Here is a 15,953-nt window from a genome sequence, read left to right on the forward strand (position 1 = left end):
GCCGTTCTCCTGGTGGTGTGGCCCGCCTCGCGGGCGCAGAAAAGCCCGCCTGGCGAGTGCCGGGCGGGTTGCAGTGCTGACGACGAGCGTCAGATCAGATTAGGACCGTGGTCTTGCCGCGAGCGAGGCAGACGGCGCAGACGATTGCTTTCGTGCCGCCGACCGGCGCGCCATCCTTTAGGAAGACGCCCATCTTGACGGCCATGGTCATTGTCGAGCTGACGCCAGTGTCCTGCTCGCAGATATGGCAGGTGAGCAGCTCCATGCGACCGGGCTTAGGCGCGCGGTAGCGTTTCGGCTTCCCGCCGCCTTCGATCACCGCAAATCGCCGGGGAGTGTCTGACACCCCGTTACCTTACGCGATCAGCCCCGCCTTTTCAAACGCCGCGCTCTCGCGCTGACGAAGTTGGTCCAAGGTATAGCCCTTGCCCGATGCGTCGATGAATTTCTCGATTTCGAGACCGCCACGCCGGAAAAGCTGGCCCTTCGTCTTGCCCAACGCATCGTCCTGCACTTCCGCAGGCTGACGCCTGAGCCAAGTCGAGTAGCTTTCCTCTTTGGCCGGGTCGTCGCCGGGCAGGCACGCATATGTCGTCGATCGGCAGTTGCAGTGCTGCGGAGGCCGCGGCCCCTTTCCAACGGGGAACATCTTGCCGTGGAGTGAGGCGCAGCGAAGCGTTGTCCTCGCGTCGAGCACGGCAGAATATACCACGCCTTGGATGGCATTTGGGTTCGCGGCGAAGAAAGCTTCTTTCGAGGCGTTCGCGGTGTGCGCGATAGCGGTCCTAACAAGAGTTTCGGCGCCGCGCTTGCTGATCTCCAGTATGCCGTCGCGATACCCCAGCGACCGCGTGCCTCGAATGCGGCGGATCGCAGTCTCGGTGCTCTCGCCTTCGATGAAGGAAATGCGGATGCTGTCACGGACCCGGCGAAACGAGGCAGCGTCCCAATCCTTGCTCCACTCCCTCAAAATTCTGCCCTGGAATGGGCGGGAATGAACCGCGGCTTTCAGCTGCTCGGCAGTCGGTTGGACGGTGAAACCAGTAGCGACCTCAGACGAAACGCGCTTGATGATGCTCCCCTGAAACTCGGCCTCATAAGCGGCCAGTTCGTTCAGGTCTTTGGTGAGCGACTTCATCACCACGCCGTTTGCTTCGGACAGCGTGACGCGGATGCCTTCGATCAGCTTGTCGAGCCGCTTAACCTTGGCGCTCTGCCTCTCGACTTCCTCCCACGACAAGGCCCTAATCTGGTCTTGAAGGTCACGGTCGACGCGATCGAGCAAGGCCCGCATCTTCCGCACTGTGGCGGTCGAATATCTGGCCAGCCCGATCTGATGTTGGACATCGAGATCGAACAAACGCTCGGTTGCCGTCGCCATCAGGCTGTGACCGAATCGAGATCTTCTTCCGAGCGGTCAATCAGGCCAGCTGGCATCTCGACCTCAATGAGATCTTCCTCCTGTTGGAAATCTCGCTCGGCGGAGGCGACCTCGCCGCGCTGCAGGTTCTCATAGAGCGTCTGCTTCGAGATCACGCCGGCCTGCCAGACCTTCACGAGATCGGCCGCTTCCTGCGGGGACATCGTCGCCTCGACGAACTTCAGGTTCGGCTTGACGATGACTTCCTGCGGGTCAGCCCCGATCATCAGCGCGACATAGCGCAGGGCCTTCTCAAGCCCGGCCGCGCTGGCCTGGGCGATTGTTGTCAGGGTCGCCGTCTGAGCTGCATAGCGAAGCCGCAGGGCCTCGCCACTCTCGGCGGATTTCTGCGCGCTGTCGAAGATGCGGGCGCCAGCGGCCACCGCCGCATCGCGCTCATCCTGAATCGCGAGGCGGTGCGCCGCGATCCCTGTGCCGGCAGGGCCGACATACTTCGCGTCGGGGCGATTCCCTTCGTCGCCACGCAGGGTGAGAACCACGCCCGCGCCGACGGCGCTGGGGGCGTCCCCGTTGATGATGACGAGCGTCTCCTGCCCGGTCATGTAGAGCTGGTGGCGATAATCGGCGTCGAGCCGATAGAGCGCGAGCGAGGACCGGGCAACGCCGATCAGCGGCGGTTCGTCGGGCGTCAGCGACAGGTCACGGGCCCCGATGACCGTCAGCGGGATGACATCGAGCGGCCTACCGCCCCGCGCCGTTGGCGTCAGCGGGTCGCCGGCCTCGACAGTGCCCTCGTAGACCTGAGCCTGATACTGGCCATCCTTGGTCAAGCTGAGGACGCGGAATTTCCGCTCTTCTGTCCAGTTGAAGCCATCGCGGATCGGGCCGCTCTCGTCGAGCACGAAGAAGTCGCGGGTGGCATCCCAGTTGATAAGAGCCTCGGCCGAATAGCCTGCAAGCCATGGAAGGTCGCTGCCAGTCGCCGACGCATCGGCCATGAGGCAGTATCGTCCGATCAGGAGCAACTCCGCGGTGACGCGGCGGTGCAGCGCCTCAAGCGTTAGGCCGTCCTTTGTAGCGCGCTCCCATAGCCCTTCCATCGCCTTGGGCATGGTGATCTGGGCTTCAGTGCGATGGATCACGCCGACCATGCCGCCGATCGTCGGTGCAAGAATGTCGGGGAACTGCGCGCGGGTCGAATAGGCGGTATACATCGCACGGCCGCCGTCTTCCTGAACGCGGAAGCCCGAGGGCATCGGCAGGTAGTGCTCGCCGCGCCCGGTCACGTCCTTCGAGCCGCGGGCACAGTCCCGCATCATCGACCATTCGGCCTTGCGGTCTGAGTAATCGGGATGCTGCGTGTCGACCGCCATCAGTAAAGGCCCTTGACTGTGGTGGTCTGCGTAGAAGATTGCCGGCCTACCAACCGCCCGAATGCGCCCGACGAGGCGTCGACCTGATCCTTGAAAGAACCCCCCGGAAACAGGCAGAGCTCATCGAGGTAGGCTTCATTCCAGTCCCCGCGGATGAGGTAGACGTTGCCGGCCTCGCATTGAGCGGCGAACGGCTCGGCCCGCGTGATTTTATCGCCGGTCTCCGGTTCCGCGTGGGCGCGGTAGCCGGCGAGCATGGCGATCATGTCCTTGCTCTGAACCTTGCCGGCCTGGCCGGGGTCCTGCGGCAGGCTGATCTGCACGTTGACGCCGTCGGTCTCGGCCGTGGCCTTGATCAGCTTGCGGACCTCGTTGCCCTCTGACTGCGTCATCTCGACATGGCCGACGATGAACGAGCCATCCGGGGCCTTGCCGAGCTTCACGCCAGCGGTTCGCGCGGCGCTGCTCTTCGCGGTTGCCGCGAGATCCCAATGCCGAACCCAGCGGGTGCCTACGGGCGCCGCGCCGATGAACTTGTCAGCGAACCACGAGCGCTTGAACATGCCGCCTTCGCGGGGCACCGGGCGCTGCTGGAACTGCCCAGCCGTGGCGTATGAGCCCATCACCTTCTTGTCGCGTTCTACGACGGAGCGAGGGAAGCGGGCCTCGAATAGTAGTTCGCCATCCTCATGGCGGGGATCGCTGAACCCGATGCCCGTCACGCATTTGCGCTCGGGCTCGAATTCCATGGGGAGCATCAGATGCTCGTACCCAAGGTCGCGAGCCATGATCAGGCCGGAGATATCGTTCTCGTGCAGGCGCTGCATGATGACGATGATCGCGGAACGATCGGGGTTGTTCAGGCGGGTTGGCACCGCCTCGAGGAACCATTCGTTGACGGAGTTCCTGACGGCTTCCGAACCCGCATCCTCAACCGACAGTGGATCGTCGATGATGACGCGATCGCCGCGGGCGCCGGTGATTGAGCCGGCAGCAACCGCCTCGCGGATGCCTGTCGCCTCGTTCTCGAACTTCTCCTTGACGTTCTGGTCTCGCGTCAGCGTGACGCGATCACCCCAGAGCGACTGATACCACTCGCTGGCGACGAGGCGCCGGGTGCGAAGGTTGTCTCGGATCGCCAGCTTCTGCGCGTGCGATGCGGCGACGTATCGGGTCGAGGGCCTGTTCTTCGGCCCCCACTCCCATGCGGGCCAGAACACCGACGTTGCCAGGCTCTTCATGGTGCCCGGCGGGACGTTGATCAGGAGGCGCGATATCTCACCGGCCGTGATCGCCTCGAGGTGGGCAGAGATGGCGTCGATATGCCAGCCGTGGACATAGGGCTGGCCGGGCTCGATGACGTGCCATGCCCGGCGAATGAACCCGGCAAGGCTTTCCTCGCAGTCGACCCGATCAAGCTCACGCAGGAGCGACGACGGATCCTGTAGCAAGGGATTCAGCGATGGTCCGTAGCTGATCGCGTTGGCCTTGACTGAGGTTGGCGAGGGCTGAACGGACATCGGATTTCGTTGCGGGCTCGTCGCTGCCGCTGTCGTCGAGGCTGAATGCCTGGCGCTCGAGCGGGATCAGGTTCTTCAGGGCCTGCGAGAGTTCGCGCAGCGTTGCCGCTCGGGTCGGGAGACTGACCGCCTTCAACATGGCGTTGCGGCGATTGGAATTGGCGTCCTCTGATGTCTCGTCGTCGATCGCCGCCTCGATCTCTTCGATGCGATCGCAGCCGCGTTCGAGTTCGGCCATCAGGGTTTCAGCGATGCGGTTCGCCCGGCCCAACGATGACTGATGCTGCCGAACGAGTTCAACGCCGCGGGCCGCTGCGGTTTCAATTGCCTGCCGCGCGTTGCTCGCTGAAACCTCTGGTGAAACCAGCCGGGCTGAAACCTCCTGCCTGACCTTGTGGGCCAGGTTGCGGGTCCATCCCTCTTTCTTTGCGCGCTTGTTGATCGCGGTGTGGCTTACGCCCTGCTGACGCGCGATCTCGGAGACGGACAACTGACCGGCGCGGTATTCACGCTCGATCGCTTCCCAATCAACTGCCGACATGCTCAATTTCGAATGTGCGCACAAATGTGCCCTGGGGGATGCGGCGATGACTAGCGATGTCACAGTCAAAGTGTGGGACCGCGACACCCAGATGAGCGTTCATCAGCGCTCGAAATCCGTATGGGTCGCATCGGGGGAATACATGGGCCACAGGATTGAGGTGACAGGGCGGAGCCGGACGCAGGCAATTGCACTCTGGCGCGAGGCCGCCCGCTACAAAGGCGGGTAGCAAAAAGCCCGATCGCGAGGACCGGGCTTCAGCGCCTACCGCTTGCCAGCCAGGCGCCGCAGTTGCTCGACGGTAATCTGCTCTTCACCATAGAGAATCCTGAGCGCGCCGACTTTTCCGCTCCCGACTACATCCCGATAACTGTTGACGGCACGGAGGGCGTCCTCGATCCCGGTGATATGCAGATCCTTGCCGTCGACTACCCCGTGCAAGGAGTATGTGAGTGGCTTAGGCGGCAGCTCATGCGGTGCCATGTCGTTAGTCCAGATCGCGAGCCAAAAGGCACAACTGGATTTAACGACCTGTCGACGAGGCGGTTCCCCGCCTTGATCTCGATAAGCGAAAGCCCGACCTGCAAAGGCCGGGCTCCTGTCGCCTTGGCGCTGGTACATCCGCAGTCGCCGGGCAAAGCTTCGCACGCGGCTGGGAATGCCAGCGCGGGGTTCGTGAGATACAAGCCGCCGGAGCGACGATCACACTACCGAACAAACCGTGAATCGGTTATGCCAGCTTCCGGTGCAATGTGCAAGCGACACCAATGCGCTCAGGTGGCGGAGCTGAGTTCGCACACGTCTCCGGCCTTCAAGCCGAGGCGCTCCGTGAGCTGCAGGCTAACGAAATCCTCCGTCAGTTCGGCTGTGTAGTGGCTCGGAACTCTTTCCAAAACCGCTGCGACAGCCTGTTCCCGCGGCACCGCCGCGACCCACAACTGGAATGCAGGCTCGTTCCCGACGAGATTATCGGTCATCGAGACGCGGACGAGGCAAAGGTCTGGGGCTGATTCAGTCATGCCTTAGATGAATACACGTTCGCTCTTCTCTTGCCAGCATCGCCGCGATCTGAATCTGCCACGGGCGCCTAGGCTGCTTTGATTTGCGCAAGGTCAAATTCTGCGGCGGTCTGGCGCCCAAAAATATCGATCAGAACGCGGGCCGCGTCGAGGCCGATCGCTTCCACGACGGTCGCCTGGAAGTGCTTGAACGGGCCCTCGATGATGGTGACGGTGTCGCCGGGCTGGATCGGCTTGGATGCCGGTGGCGGTTCGACCGGCCGGGCCTCGGCACCCTGATATGCAGCGACGCGCGCGATGGCCGCGCCGGGCACGCTGCACCAGCCGCGGGCATTGCTGACGACAGCGACCACGCCCTCGAGTTGGCGGATGTCGTCAATCGGCCGGCCGTCGATGGTGATGCCGGAACGGCCATCGGGCCCGACGATGGTCAGGCGCCGCGCGAGTGACGGGAGACCGGCCGCGAACAGATAGCGCGGGTACGTCGAGATGAGGTTCTTGATCTCAGGCTTCTTCTTCCGGCGGATGATGCGCTCGAAGTGAGGCCAGAAGACCTGACATCCGGCCTCCTTCAGCGCGTCGGCCGCCCTCGCCTCGCCGCGCGGCGTCGTCCAGACCAGATACCAGTGAACCGGGCGTTCCTTCGTGCCGAAGTCGAGATCGGACGGAGCGGGCTGCAGCGTCTCGATGATCTCGATCTCAGGGGCGGGACGCGGGCGCTTCTTCTTGCGGGCCATCAGGCAATCCTCTGCGTATTCGATTTCGCCATCATCCGTTCCATTGGCGATCGCTGGACGCTGACGACAGGCCGGGCTCCGAACTGCCGGAGGTAGTTCCGCTGGGCTTTCAGCCATGCCTCGTATGGCCAGCGGCTTCGCTCTCCGAACGGATAGGCGGCTTTGATCGCGGCCTTGCGCTGCTCGATCGTGGCGTCGGGCGGCAGGCGCGCGTGCACCTCGCCGATGATCCGCCGGGATTCCTCTGCCCATTTCGTCATGCTGCGCGATCCGTCTTCTGGGGCGGGTTACGCAGCGCCTCGACCTCGGCGTCGGTGAGCATGGGGGACAAGGCACGGATGGCTTCGGTGGAGAGCGTGAGGGCCGCCGCGCGAAGACCGGCCTTGGTGCGGGCCTCCCAAGCGTCGAAATCCTCTGCGGGCTCGACGGGTGCGGGCTTCTCAGGCTCGCCAATCGTGGCGGCGAACGAACGGACGCGCGCAACGACTGCCTCGCGCGTCTCGTCACTCTCTCGCTCGGGAATGACCTCGGCTCTCAGGATAGAGCCTATCATGTGCTGCTCACGCTGGAACTCGAGGCAGGCCTTGAGAGCGAGGTCGCGAAGGTCGGGCGGCGCCGGCGCGAAGCTGGTGTTCTTGCCTCCTGCCTCACCGCGGTTCCAAGCCGAGCAGGCTGCCGAGATCGCCCAACCCGGGAGACCGGACAGGGACTGCACGAACATCCGCATCACGGCGTCAACATCGTCGCGGTGTCCGCGCCCGACCGGGTAGCCAGCGAGTAACGAGCCGACCAGCGTTTGGATCACGGGGCGCTCGGCGGAGATCATGGCAGCGCGCAGCCCATCCAGCCGCGTTGCGAGAAACTGCCGCTCGCCGTCCGTCGGCGCCTGCGCCTCGGCGATCTCACCACCCGCCCCGACCGGCACGATGCGATTGAAGATCGACGAGATCCGCCCCTGAGCGGTCAGGCTCAAGGTCGAGGGTCGGGCCGCGGTGGTCGTCTGCTTGGTGATCGCTGTGCTGGTCATTGGGGTATCCTGCTGCTTCGGCGGCGGATTCGGCGGCTAGCTGCCCGAAGGTGCGGCGCTGTGGCGGGCCGGCGCCGGGCTTGGCGAGTGGGCGTTGGTCGGTCCAGCGCTCGCCTTTCAGCCATCGGTGGAGCGCCGGGACGAACTGCGGATCGCAGGTCGCGGCGAGGCTGGTGATCGCGTTGGAGAGCGTCTGCCAGTCGAGCTTGTCGGCGCGGTGGACGGCTTTCAGCGCATCCATCCCGGCCTTCTTCTCGACGTGCTTTGGGAAGATCGCCCAGACTTGATCGCAGAAATCGTCAGGCCAGGCGTGCTTGCGCTCTCGCGGAGCATCAGTAGCGCCAGCTACTGATGTCTGGTCTCTGGCTTCTGGCTTCTGGGCTTTATCCTCCCCGTTGGGAGGGGGGTTAACCCCCTGCTTCTCCTTTCGGAGCGCAGGATTCCCGCCCTTGCCGCCGTTCGCCTTATCCGACGCTTCTTTTTCGGCATCGCGCTGCATCCGGCGGCTGAAAATCGTGCCGTTGTCGGCGCGGCTGTAGACCCCCGCATCCTCAAGTTCCTGCAGGTAGCCTTCCACCTCGTCGATGGCTCCGCCGGCCAGGCTGGCGACTTGGCGATGCGACAGCGGGCGGCCATTGATGAGAAGGGACCCGCGCGGCTCCGCCTCGTGCATGACGCAGAGCATTTCCATCCAGAGCCCGCGGGCACCTATCGAGCACATGCGCAGCGCAGGGTCAGCACGCCAGTCCGAGGGATAGAATTTGAGCCAGGGAGCGCTCATTTCAGCACCTCGATATGCGACACCGGCACGATGGTGATGATCCCGCCTACCCTGACCATGATGCGCTCAGGAGCGGCAGGGCAGGCCTCGTAGTGGCCTAGAACCTCTGTCTCGTACTGGACGCGGACCCGGAGGCCGTGAAGGTGGGCCGGGATGTTGGGCTTGGGGATGGGGCTCATGCTGCCACCTGCAAGGCATAGTCGCCCGGCCGCTCCAGCTTGCGGCGGCACGGTGGGATCCAGCACATGACCGGCATCCCCGAGGCGTCCGGTTTATGCGGCCGGCAGGTCCAGACGATCCAGCAATACGACGTTGCCGTGCTGCCGTTCTCTTCGACGCGGCCCTTGTGCATCGGCACGCGCTCGGTGAACTGCAGGATGGCGAACGGCTTGCGCTGCGAGAACAGGCCCTTGTACCGGCCGATACCTTCCAGGAACGACGTGCGCACGAGTATGGCGCAGCCCTCGACGGCGCGGTCTATCATCGTGTGCGCGAACTGCTCGGCCAGCCGGAACGGCGGGTTCGTGATGATCCAATCGAATGCAGGCTCGTCGCCTGGGAACAGAAAGTCGCGCTGCGCCCCGGCGCCGTAGTCGTGAGCATCCGACGAATAGACCATCTCGAAATACTCGGTCATTGCCCGAGCCATATGGCCTTGCCCGCATGCCGGCTCCCACGCGCGCTTCGCGCTGAGTTTCGGGTCGCCCTGCAGGATGTACTCGCACAGCGCGCGCGTCGCCCAGAGAGGCGTCGGAAAGAAGTCGAGCGAATCGTGCGGCTCGACGCGCTGAGCCATCACGGCGTGCGAGGTGTTCTGGCTCACTGCCCTCGCTCCCTATCCCGAGCGCGCGCTATCCCGTTGGAGACAGCGGCCTCCGTAGCCTCAAGCCGCCAAGCGATCTCCTTGGTGTCGCGGAGCTCGTCGCGGAACATGGAGAGGGCGCGGACCTCTTCGTGCCATTGGAGAACGGCTTTCAGATTCGGGGGCTCTGCGCCTGGGCGGTGTTCACGGGTCCAGAGGGTCGCAGCGCGGACGATAGGGAGCACGTTCATGCTGCCCTCGCAGCGGCAAAGCCGATACGGCGATCGACCGCGGCGGCGACGTGGGGGGCAGTGACGCTGAGACGATGACAATGGCTGCAATACGCGTTGCCAGGCAGGGCCTTGCTGCCGCAGTAGAATTTCTCGGAGAATGGGACGATGCCGATCCAGAGCGGCCAGCGGCAGGTGTCCTCGCGGAGATCCATCAGGCCGATGCGAGCCGGCTGCCAGTCTGCGGACGGCGCGACCATGGCGGCCTCGCGGCGTTCGGCCAGGCTGATGTAGACGGACGGGTCCGCGCCATCGGGAGCGATCATGTCCTTCTCGCGCTTGATCTGGACCTTGCGCTCACGACGCGGCGGCCTCAGCTTGGCTTCAGCCCGCCGGGCGGCAGCTTTCTTCTGCGCGCCGGCAAGCGCGATATTCCGACGATGGCAGCGGCCGATTACGGCGTTGCGGGAGACGCCCAACATCGCCGCGATCTGCGCCGCGCTGTAGTCGGGGGCGAGTATCCGCAGCCGCTCGTCGAGCTCGGCATTCCAGATACTGACGACCGGCGCCGGCTTCGGCGCGGCGGGCGGATTCGTGGCGGCAGCGGCGCGTTTCGCGCGCAGCGCGCTCAGGCTGGGAGCTGTGCGCGCCATCGTCATGAGTGCAACTCCGACATGATGTCGGGGCCAGCGACCTTGCCAGCGCGCAGCATCTCAGCGTGCTTGGCGCGATAGCGAGCAACGCCAGGCTTCTCCACGCGGCAGTAGGTCTTCGGGGCGAAGCGGAAAGCAGGCTTCACCTCGTCGATCGGCGACGCGAGGATGCTGACCTTCGGGAGGGTGATCACGGCCTTCGGCCGGGGTTCTACCGCCGCCATGGCAGCGGGGCTCGACGGCCGGGGCAGAATATTCTTGCCCTCCTCGATCGCGGCCCGGTGGCGAAGCTTGCGGAGCACGTCTAGCTCGCGCTTCCTGTCAGCGCGGCCGTTGATGTTGAGATGATAGCGGACAGCCGTTTCGCTCTTGCCGACTGCGCGGCAGATGGCGGTGACGGAGGTGCCCTTGGCGAACAAGGCGCTCGCATTCTCAATCCAAGCGGTGTCGCTGGTCATGCCTGCTCTCCGAAAGAGGGATGGGCGCCGGGCTGGGCGCGGCGCATGAACGCCGGGATGTCCGGCATTTCGCCGGTGTGCTTGGGCGCCGGGCGCGAGGCCGTGCCCTGGATGGCGGCGGCGGCGATGGCGTTCGCAGCGGCTAGGCCCTTGATCGTTTCGTCCGCAGCCGGCGCGGGGTCAGCGAGGGTTGCAGCCCCCTCTCCCGCTCCGGCCTGCGTGACGAATGCGGCACCTTGCGCGGAGCATATGCCTTCGCCGTCCCCACCCGCGCGATCAGGTGCCTCTTGTTCCGGCCTTGAACCGGTCGCCCCTTCGGTCTGGGCTGCGAGGAGGTATACGGGGTTGGCGATCTCTGAAACTGGTGCGCCGGATCTCACGGCGCTTCCGGCTTCCGCGCCGGGTCGCGTCTGCATCGAGTGGGAGACCCGATCGGGATAAGATGAGGTCGAGCGCGCCATCGTCGTGGCGCTGGACGAGAAACCCGGCGCGGCGGCGCGGCCCAGTGGCGTGTCGGCGAGATCGCCAACGGCATCCAGGTAGAGTTCAAGGATCGCCTCGAACTCGGCACGCTCGTTCGCGTCCATCTTGCGAAGGGCTACGACCTTCCGCAGCACCTTGACGTCATAGCCACTGCCTTTGGCTTCGGCGTAGACCTCCTTGATGTCGTCGGAGATCGTCTTCTTTTCCTCCTCGAGGCGCTCAATTCGTTCGATAATCGAGCGGAGGTGATCGCCCTGAACTGGATCGTCCATTACGCAGCCCTTCCGTTTGAAACGATGGAAACCGAGATCGGAGCGGCCTGCCCCTGCGAGACGGCGCGACCGAGCCGGGACCAAGCCTCGGCGATGTGCTTCTGCTCGTTGGGAGTGATCTCTCCGTCGGAGATGGCCTGACCGACGCGGCTGGCGACTTCTCCGAATTCCTCAGCGACCGAGCCGAAGGCGGAGGCGAGGCAGTTGGGAGCGGAGCCGTCCCCTGCTGAGACGGTGAGCCCGTGGCTCGCTGCCATAGCGGCAAGGATGTCGTGACACCCGGTCTCCTGGATCAGGCGCATCGCGCCCGGCAGGCTGATGACATCGGGATCGGTGGCCGAAGCGCACCGCCACAGCACCGAGCGCGAAATGCCCGTCACCTTGGCGGCGTCATCGAGGGTGCCAATGAGAGCGATCGTGCAGCGCGTGGCTGTTTTGACGCTCGATATCCATTCGGGTCTGTTCGACATTTCGGCCTCAAAAAGGGACAGGCTGTCTGGAAATCTCGCTGCGGAACGCGCCCGCATGCCGCCAAGTGGTCAGGCAGTGAGTTGCGGAGGCGTGCAGTGGTTTCGGGTCTGGGAATGAATGGCCGGCAGCTTCTGGCGCTGCTGAATCGGCCGGTTAGCGACAGGGCGGCTCAGAACGACAACCGCCCTGTCGACGGCCTGTGCTTCGATGAGCGCGGCGAGCGGCTCGATCAGGAGGAGCGCGTCGCTCCCCGCAAGAACCGCCGCCGACGCCGATTGCGTCAGGGCTCGCTGTTCGAGTGACGCGGTCATGGCGCGGGCACCGCTTTGGCTGGCACGATCAGGTAGATCGAGCCGCGATGGTCCATCCAGCCTCGCTCAATGCTCTGACGATCAAGGCGGGCTTCCGCCACGGCCGCGAGCAAGGTGCCGATGAAGAAGCCGGCCGATGTCGCGAGGAACGCCGACATGAACTTGCCGCTCATCGGAGCCACCCGGCGACAACGCCGACCAGCATGCCGAACGACACGGCGAAGCAGGCAAGCGACCCGTAGAGACCTTCGAGCGGAGGCATCAGGCGGCCCTCTCGGGTTGATGCTTCAGGAAGAAGTCATCGGCCGTCAGGGCGACGTCGTTCGCTCTGGCAAAGTCGAGCAAGACCAACGCGTCGCTATGTGGGATTAGACCGCCCGTGCCGCCGCGATCCTTCGGATACATCCAGCGATACACACGGGAGATGTGCTTGCCGGTGACCGTCGCGACGGTGTCGACGCCAATCTTGCGGATGATCGAACGTGCCGGGTCGAGGTGATCATTGCTCATGACCGCAATTTGCGATTATCGCGATTATAAAGTCAAGCGAAATTCGCGATGTTCGCGATAGAAAGTTTCGCGAGTTCCGCAAATAGTCCGCGGGCGATGGATGATCCTCAGTTCGAATTTAAGCGCTGGCTGGCCGAGAAGGCCACGCAACGCGGCATGATGACCAAGCTGTCCGAAGCGACAGGGATCGCGCGCGACAAGCTGACAAGATCGAAGGAGCTCGCAGCGGCCGACCCTAAGAAGCGCAGGCAGGTCCCGATCCACGAGATCAAGGCGATCGCCCAATTCTTTGGTGAAGTGCCACCCGGGTTTGAATGGGCCCTGCCAAAAGAGGGCGAAGTGCCCGCTGAGCCTGCGCGAGCTGATGCCATTGTGGCCGGCGCCCGCGTACCACTCACGCAAAGCCCGCAGCGAGGCGGCGTCCGCGACCTACCCGTCCCCGGTATCGCAATGGGCGGATCGGAAGACGACGGCGACGTTCGGCTAAACGGCGAGATTCAGTTCTACCTCGAGCGCCCAGCCGGGCTTATCGGCCGCAAAAAGGCCTTCGCCGTCGTGCTTCGCAACGACAGCATGGTGCGCTCCTACTATCCTGGCTGGCCGATTTTCGTCGACGAGGATGGGCAGCGACCGAAGCCTGGCGACGATGTCCTGGTCGAGCTCTATCCCAGCGAAGACGGAGAGCCCGGGCCGGCGTTCGTCAAGACGCTGGTGTCGCGCGGCGGCAAGGAGGTTGTCGTCACTCAGCTCAATCCTGAGAAGACGATCCGCTTCCCGGCCGAGCGCGTGAAGCAGATCCTGCGCGTCATTCCATATGTCGAGGCGATGGGGCTGAGCATCTGATGGACAAGGTCGACTACCTCGCAGCAAGCGGCCTGGTTTCGTCGGCCACGCTCGCGGCGCTTGTCGTCATGCTCCGTCGCAAGCACCTGATCTCAGAGCAGGACGAGCGCGAGATCTATGAGCACGCGCTGTTGCTGCTTGAGGAAGGTCATGCGGCCTCGCCGGAGATGGCTGAGGTCTACGCCGCCGCGCGTGGGGTCATCGAGGAGCAGTTGAGGTGAAGCGCCAATCGCAACTCATACGGCCGGACATCAGATGACGGGAGGCCCGCCGTCCTACGATTATGTGGCATACATTGATGAGGCAGGAGACACGGGGATCAACCACGTCAAGCCGCGCTCTTTCCCTGGGGCAAGCGAATGGTTCATTGTCTCAGGCGCGCTTATCAGGGCCAGAGATGAGCCGAACGTTTCGGGCTGGATTCAAGCCACGTTCGATGCACTCCGCAGCCGGCAACTACGCGATATCCATTTCCAAAAGCTAAACGACGAGCGCAAGCGGATTGCGTGCTCGATGATCGCGGGAACAGAAACGCGATTTTTCGTCATCATCTCAAACAAGCAAAACATGCAGGGCTATAAAAACCTGCGCGCCGCTAGTATCCCGTCTGACAATTGGTTCTACTGCTGGATGACGCGCGTCCTTCTGGAGCGCATAACAGATTACGTTTATGCGGATTCAATCAAACGATACGGCGAGCCTAGACACGTAAAACTTGAATACAGTGAGAGAGGCGGCCTGCGATATAGCCAAATGCAGGCGTATTATGAATGGATACGCTTAAAGAGTAGCAGCGGGGCGATTCCCCTTTTTCTGCCTTGGGGCCGCCTGCGGTTCGAGGTGCTGCATCACGAACTTTTCAACGTGTTTCGGCACGAGCTGAGAGATGGATTAAAGCTGGCTGATATCGCCGCGAGCGCTTTCTTCAAGGCAGTAGACGTGCACGATACTGGGGCTTGTAATCCTGAGTTTGCGAAGCTTTTGACGCCAAGGATGGCAGCGGCGCCCGCTACGAACCAAATCGGTGGCTATGGCGTGAAGCTGTTGCCGAAGTGGAAGACGCTAAACGACTTTGACGTGCCGTCAAACCAACGCGTTATCTTGCGTCATTTCGGCTACCCGAGCAATTATTGGTTCGACAAGGAATTCGCGGTGGACCCCGGATCCGTCTGACACCGCCGCCTGATAGCCCGGCTCTGTTCCGAGCGTGCTGCGCGGCTGCCAATGGGGTACGATACCATCAGCTAGGGTTGCCCGGCGATCCACCACCGACATTGTGAATCCCGCGGTGATTCACGTCAACTGTGACACCTTGACTCCCTCGCTCCTCGCCTTCTCCGGCGAGCTTTTTGTTTGGGCTGCATAGTTCAGCGAGCAGGCGTCCACTTCCGCGAGATGCGGCGGATATAGGCAACCAGGCCGTCCGTCTCATGCTCGAGCATCTTGAACTCAGGCATGCCGGGGTGCCTCACAACCGTCCCGTCAATCAGGACGCCGGCCGGGTTGTTGTTGGGGAAGCGTTCAGCGATCAACGGGAAGCGCGGAGATTTGGGGTTCGGGCTACGCCCGGTCCGGCCGATAGCGTGGCATTCGCTGCAATAGCGCTTGGCGATATCTCGGCCGACCTTCGCGCTTTCAGCGTTTTCGGGGCGCTGGTTGTCGGCCGGCATGGCTTGCGTCGGGGCCGCCGCCAGAGTGGCGCCCAAAACGGCGAATGTGGCGAGCAGTTTGATGTGTCTGATCATGTTGCTGTCATAGCAGTAGAACATTAACAGCGATCACGGCCCGCCCTCGCTGGGTTTTTGTTGGTCAGCTCAGCCCCGTTCGGGTCAGGTCGAACGCGTTGATCTCAGCCTCAATTGCGCGAAGCTTCATCTCCGACGGCGGCGCCAGGATCTGGCTATCCTCGCCGCCGACGGTGCCGCACATCGGCATGACACTGGCCTCGTCGTAGAGGCCCGTATCCGATAGCTCGAAATCCATCCCCGGAAATGCTAGGCGCAGATGCGCTCCCAAGCGCTCCTTCGACGCGGTGTACGCCTCCTCCTGCCCTAGCGGCGGGAACACGATGATCTGCGTCGCTTCTGGCCGGCCGGCATGCCACGGCTTATTCATTTGGCGTCCCTCTCCTTCGGATAAAGGTTGATGTTTCGGCCCTGCAGGCCGCGGTCGCGGCAGGCTGAGCAGTAGAGCTTGTTGTGCAGGCCGATCAGCGTGCGCGTGCCCCCTCGGACAACGGCGGCAATGGCTGGTGGCTGCATTCGCTTGGTCCTGCCACACTCCTCGCACTCGATGTCGATCGCACGGTATCCGGCCAGTTCCGACCGCTTCTCATTCCCCCCATAGGCCAGGCTCATCCCTGCAACTCCGCCTTTCTTGTTCCTGTTGTGTTCTCATTTAAGGCAGAGCGCGACATGAGAGTCGAGAGGGATTCTCGCCCTCGCTTGTAGGACGCCTCAAAACTCCCGCCGGCTTGCGACAGAGATATTTGCGAAAAGCGCGATTATTTCGCTTGACTCATTTTGCGATTGTCGCGAATAT

At 63.4% G+C, this 15,953-nt stretch carries 25 protein-coding genes and 1 pseudogene; 4 read left to right on the forward strand and 22 right to left on the reverse strand.

Going from position 1 to position 15,953, the window contains the following annotated elements:
• Window positions 1-94 precede the first annotated feature (94 nt).
• The 17 genes and pseudogenes from AC1D2L_RS02235 to AC1D2L_RS02315 all read right to left on the reverse strand — a co-directional run bounded on the left by AC1D2L_RS02235 (window position 95) and on the right by AC1D2L_RS02315 (window position 11,804).
• Window positions 95-346 carry a hypothetical protein gene (locus AC1D2L_RS02235; RefSeq protein WP_476844176.1) on the reverse strand — a complete coding sequence of 84 codons (252 nt, stop codon included), beginning with the start codon at window positions 344-346 and terminating at the stop codon, window positions 95-97.
• A 9-nt stretch (window positions 347-355) separates the two neighbouring features.
• Window positions 356-1,381, reverse strand: a complete 1,026-nt coding sequence (locus tag AC1D2L_RS02240) for a minor capsid protein (protein ID WP_476844177.1) — start codon at window positions 1,379-1,381, stop codon at window positions 356-358.
• Window positions 1,381-2,754 (reverse strand): DUF4055 domain-containing protein, encoded by a 1,374-nt coding sequence (locus tag AC1D2L_RS02245; protein WP_476844178.1) that lies wholly within the window; start codon window positions 2,752-2,754, stop codon window positions 1,381-1,383. The genes AC1D2L_RS02240 and AC1D2L_RS02245 overlap by 1 nt, the downstream gene beginning before the upstream one ends.
• Window positions 2,754-4,205 carry a phage terminase large subunit gene (gene terL, locus AC1D2L_RS02250; RefSeq protein ID WP_476844179.1) on the reverse strand — a complete coding sequence of 484 codons (1,452 nt, stop codon included), beginning with the start codon at window positions 4,203-4,205 and terminating at the stop codon, window positions 2,754-2,756. Before terL ends, AC1D2L_RS02245 begins: the two co-directional genes overlap by 1 nt.
• Window positions 4,174-4,815 carry a hypothetical protein gene (locus tag AC1D2L_RS02255; protein WP_476844180.1) on the reverse strand — a complete coding sequence of 214 codons (642 nt, stop codon included), beginning with the start codon at window positions 4,813-4,815 and terminating at the stop codon, window positions 4,174-4,176. Before AC1D2L_RS02255 ends, terL begins: the two co-directional genes overlap by 32 nt.
• Window positions 4,816-5,079: 264 nt before the next feature.
• On the reverse strand, window positions 5,080-5,298 hold the full coding sequence (locus AC1D2L_RS02260; protein WP_476844181.1) for a hypothetical protein: 219 nt from the start codon (window positions 5,296-5,298) through the stop codon (window positions 5,080-5,082).
• Window positions 5,299-5,588: 290 nt separating this feature from the next.
• Complete coding sequence (locus tag AC1D2L_RS02265; RefSeq protein ID WP_476844182.1) at window positions 5,589-5,792, reverse strand: hypothetical protein; 204 nt, start codon at window positions 5,790-5,792, stop codon at window positions 5,589-5,591.
• 110 nt (window positions 5,793-5,902) lie between these two features.
• Entirely contained in the window at window positions 5,903-6,571 is a 669-nt protein-coding gene (nusG, locus tag AC1D2L_RS02270; protein ID WP_476844183.1) for a transcription termination/antitermination protein NusG, read from the reverse strand.
• Window positions 6,571-6,831: a hypothetical protein gene (locus tag AC1D2L_RS02275; RefSeq protein ID WP_476844184.1), complete on the reverse strand. Its 261-nt coding sequence runs from the start codon at window positions 6,829-6,831 to the stop codon at window positions 6,571-6,573. The genes nusG and AC1D2L_RS02275 overlap by 1 nt, the downstream gene beginning before the upstream one ends.
• Window positions 6,828-7,544, reverse strand: a complete 717-nt coding sequence (locus AC1D2L_RS02280; protein WP_476844185.1) for a hypothetical protein — start codon at window positions 7,542-7,544, stop codon at window positions 6,828-6,830. Before AC1D2L_RS02280 ends, AC1D2L_RS02275 begins: the two co-directional genes overlap by 4 nt.
• Window positions 7,474-8,379 carry a hypothetical protein gene (locus tag AC1D2L_RS02285; protein WP_476844186.1) on the reverse strand — a complete coding sequence of 302 codons (906 nt, stop codon included), beginning with the start codon at window positions 8,377-8,379 and terminating at the stop codon, window positions 7,474-7,476. Before AC1D2L_RS02285 ends, AC1D2L_RS02280 begins: the two co-directional genes overlap by 71 nt.
• Window positions 8,376-8,558 (reverse strand): hypothetical protein, encoded by a 183-nt coding sequence (locus tag AC1D2L_RS02290; RefSeq protein WP_476844187.1) that lies wholly within the window; start codon window positions 8,556-8,558, stop codon window positions 8,376-8,378. Before AC1D2L_RS02290 ends, AC1D2L_RS02285 begins: the two co-directional genes overlap by 4 nt.
• Window positions 8,555-9,202 (reverse strand): methyltransferase, encoded by a 648-nt coding sequence (locus AC1D2L_RS02295; RefSeq protein WP_476844188.1) that lies wholly within the window; start codon window positions 9,200-9,202, stop codon window positions 8,555-8,557. The genes AC1D2L_RS02290 and AC1D2L_RS02295 overlap by 4 nt, the downstream gene beginning before the upstream one ends.
• Window positions 9,203-9,428: 226 nt before the next feature.
• A complete protein-coding gene (locus tag AC1D2L_RS02300) occupies window positions 9,429-10,070 on the reverse strand; it encodes a GcrA family cell cycle regulator (RefSeq protein WP_476844189.1) in 642 nt (213 codons plus the stop codon).
• Window positions 10,067-10,522, reverse strand: a complete 456-nt coding sequence (locus AC1D2L_RS02305; protein ID WP_476844190.1) for a hypothetical protein — start codon at window positions 10,520-10,522, stop codon at window positions 10,067-10,069. The genes AC1D2L_RS02300 and AC1D2L_RS02305 overlap by 4 nt, the downstream gene beginning before the upstream one ends.
• A 518-nt stretch (window positions 10,523-11,040) precedes the next feature.
• Window positions 11,041-11,277: pseudogene (locus tag AC1D2L_RS02310) on the reverse strand (DUF2312 domain-containing protein); the annotation flags it as partial.
• Entirely contained in the window at window positions 11,277-11,804 is a 528-nt protein-coding gene (locus AC1D2L_RS02315; RefSeq protein WP_476844191.1) for a phage regulatory CII family protein, read from the reverse strand. The pseudogene AC1D2L_RS02310 and the gene AC1D2L_RS02315, both read right to left, overlap by 1 nt.
• Before the next feature lie 39 nt (window positions 11,805-11,843).
• Here AC1D2L_RS02315 and AC1D2L_RS02320 point away from each other — a divergent pair, with 39 nt between their 5' ends.
• The gene (locus AC1D2L_RS02320) at window positions 11,844-12,050 is read left to right on the forward strand and encodes a hypothetical protein (RefSeq protein WP_476844192.1); all 207 of its coding nucleotides are present in this window, start codon (window positions 11,844-11,846) and stop codon (window positions 12,048-12,050) included.
• Window positions 12,051-12,055: 5 nt separating this feature from the next.
• On the opposite strand, the gene AC1D2L_RS02325 is transcribed toward AC1D2L_RS02320, so the two are convergent.
• Both AC1D2L_RS02325 and AC1D2L_RS02330 read right to left on the reverse strand, forming a co-directional pair.
• On the reverse strand, window positions 12,056-12,232 hold the full coding sequence (locus AC1D2L_RS02325; RefSeq protein WP_476844193.1) for a hypothetical protein: 177 nt from the start codon (window positions 12,230-12,232) through the stop codon (window positions 12,056-12,058).
• An 88-nt stretch (window positions 12,233-12,320) separates the two neighbouring features.
• Window positions 12,321-12,569, reverse strand: coding sequence for a hypothetical protein (locus AC1D2L_RS02330; protein WP_476844194.1), 249 nt, complete (start codon window positions 12,567-12,569; stop codon window positions 12,321-12,323).
• Window positions 12,570-12,665: 96 nt separating this feature from the next.
• Between AC1D2L_RS02330 and AC1D2L_RS02335 the strand changes: the two genes are divergently transcribed.
• From AC1D2L_RS02335 to AC1D2L_RS02345, 3 genes are read left to right on the forward strand one after another with little or no spacing between them, the layout of a single operon-like run.
• Window positions 12,666-13,412, forward strand: coding sequence for a S24 family peptidase (locus AC1D2L_RS02335; protein ID WP_476844195.1), 747 nt, complete (start codon window positions 12,666-12,668; stop codon window positions 13,410-13,412).
• Window positions 13,412-13,633, forward strand: coding sequence for a hypothetical protein (locus AC1D2L_RS02340; RefSeq protein ID WP_476844196.1), 222 nt, complete (start codon window positions 13,412-13,414; stop codon window positions 13,631-13,633). The genes AC1D2L_RS02335 and AC1D2L_RS02340 overlap by 1 nt, the downstream gene beginning before the upstream one ends.
• Before the next feature lie 34 nt (window positions 13,634-13,667).
• Window positions 13,668-14,585, forward strand: a complete 918-nt coding sequence (locus AC1D2L_RS02345) for a DUF3800 domain-containing protein (protein WP_476844197.1) — start codon at window positions 13,668-13,670, stop codon at window positions 14,583-14,585.
• A 194-nt stretch (window positions 14,586-14,779) separates the two neighbouring features.
• Here AC1D2L_RS02345 and AC1D2L_RS02350 read toward each other — a convergent pair whose 3' ends face one another.
• The 3 genes from AC1D2L_RS02350 to AC1D2L_RS02360 form a co-directional block, all read right to left on the reverse strand.
• A complete protein-coding gene (locus tag AC1D2L_RS02350) occupies window positions 14,780-15,157 on the reverse strand; it encodes a c-type cytochrome (protein WP_476844198.1) in 378 nt (125 codons plus the stop codon).
• Window positions 15,158-15,221: 64 nt separating this feature from the next.
• On the reverse strand, window positions 15,222-15,527 hold the full coding sequence (locus tag AC1D2L_RS02355; protein ID WP_476844199.1) for a hypothetical protein: 306 nt from the start codon (window positions 15,525-15,527) through the stop codon (window positions 15,222-15,224).
• Window positions 15,524-15,769 (reverse strand): hypothetical protein, encoded by a 246-nt coding sequence (locus tag AC1D2L_RS02360; RefSeq protein WP_476844200.1) that lies wholly within the window; start codon window positions 15,767-15,769, stop codon window positions 15,524-15,526. The genes AC1D2L_RS02355 and AC1D2L_RS02360 overlap by 4 nt, the downstream gene beginning before the upstream one ends.
• Window positions 15,770-15,953 lie beyond the last annotated feature (184 nt).

The organism is Allobosea sp. P1_B10 (genome assembly GCF_056406735.1).

Bases quoted from the DNA above. Each gene is read 5' to 3' on its own strand.
- AC1D2L_RS02240 (WP_476844177.1), bottom strand. From the start codon at position 1,381: ATGGCGACGGCAACCGAGCGTTTGTTCGATCTCGATGTCCAACATCAG.
- AC1D2L_RS02245 (WP_476844178.1), bottom strand. From the start codon at position 2,754: ATGGCGGTCGACACGCAGCATCCCGATTACTCAGACCGCAAGGCCGAA.
- AC1D2L_RS02255 (WP_476844180.1), bottom strand. From the start codon at position 4,815: ATGTCGGCAGTTGATTGGGAAGCGATCGAGCGTGAATACCGCGCCGGT.
- AC1D2L_RS02260 (WP_476844181.1), bottom strand. From the start codon at position 5,298: ATGGCACCGCATGAGCTGCCGCCTAAGCCACTCACATACTCCTTGCAC.
- AC1D2L_RS02265 (WP_476844182.1), bottom strand. From the start codon at position 5,792: ATGACCGATAATCTCGTCGGGAACGAGCCTGCATTCCAGTTGTGGGTC.
- nusG (WP_476844183.1), bottom strand. From the start codon at position 6,571: ATGGCCCGCAAGAAGAAGCGCCCGCGTCCCGCCCCTGAGATCGAGATC.
- AC1D2L_RS02275 (WP_476844184.1), bottom strand. From the start codon at position 6,831: ATGACGAAATGGGCAGAGGAATCCCGGCGGATCATCGGCGAGGTGCAC.
- AC1D2L_RS02285 (WP_476844186.1), bottom strand. From the start codon at position 8,379: ATGAGCGCTCCCTGGCTCAAATTCTATCCCTCGGACTGGCGTGCTGAC.
- AC1D2L_RS02290 (WP_476844187.1), bottom strand. From the start codon at position 8,558: ATGAGCCCCATCCCCAAGCCCAACATCCCGGCCCACCTTCACGGCCTC.
- AC1D2L_RS02300 (WP_476844189.1), bottom strand. From the start codon at position 10,070: ATGACGATGGCGCGCACAGCTCCCAGCCTGAGCGCGCTGCGCGCGAAA.
- AC1D2L_RS02305 (WP_476844190.1), bottom strand. From the start codon at position 10,522: ATGACCAGCGACACCGCTTGGATTGAGAATGCGAGCGCCTTGTTCGCC.
- AC1D2L_RS02315 (WP_476844191.1), bottom strand. From the start codon at position 11,804: ATGCGGGCGCGTTCCGCAGCGAGATTTCCAGACAGCCTGTCCCTTTTT.
- AC1D2L_RS02325 (WP_476844193.1), bottom strand. From the start codon at position 12,232: ATGAGCGGCAAGTTCATGTCGGCGTTCCTCGCGACATCGGCCGGCTTC.
- AC1D2L_RS02330 (WP_476844194.1), bottom strand. From the start codon at position 12,569: ATGAGCAATGATCACCTCGACCCGGCACGTTCGATCATCCGCAAGATT.
- AC1D2L_RS02335 (WP_476844195.1), top strand. From the start codon at position 12,666: ATGGATGATCCTCAGTTCGAATTTAAGCGCTGGCTGGCCGAGAAGGCC.
- AC1D2L_RS02340 (WP_476844196.1), top strand. From the start codon at position 13,412: ATGGACAAGGTCGACTACCTCGCAGCAAGCGGCCTGGTTTCGTCGGCC.
- AC1D2L_RS02345 (WP_476844197.1), top strand. From the start codon at position 13,668: ATGACGGGAGGCCCGCCGTCCTACGATTATGTGGCATACATTGATGAG.
- AC1D2L_RS02350 (WP_476844198.1), bottom strand. From the start codon at position 15,157: ATGATCAGACACATCAAACTGCTCGCCACATTCGCCGTTTTGGGCGCC.
- AC1D2L_RS02355 (WP_476844199.1), bottom strand. From the start codon at position 15,527: ATGAATAAGCCGTGGCATGCCGGCCGGCCAGAAGCGACGCAGATCATC.
- AC1D2L_RS02360 (WP_476844200.1), bottom strand. From the start codon at position 15,769: ATGAGCCTGGCCTATGGGGGGAATGAGAAGCGGTCGGAACTGGCCGGA.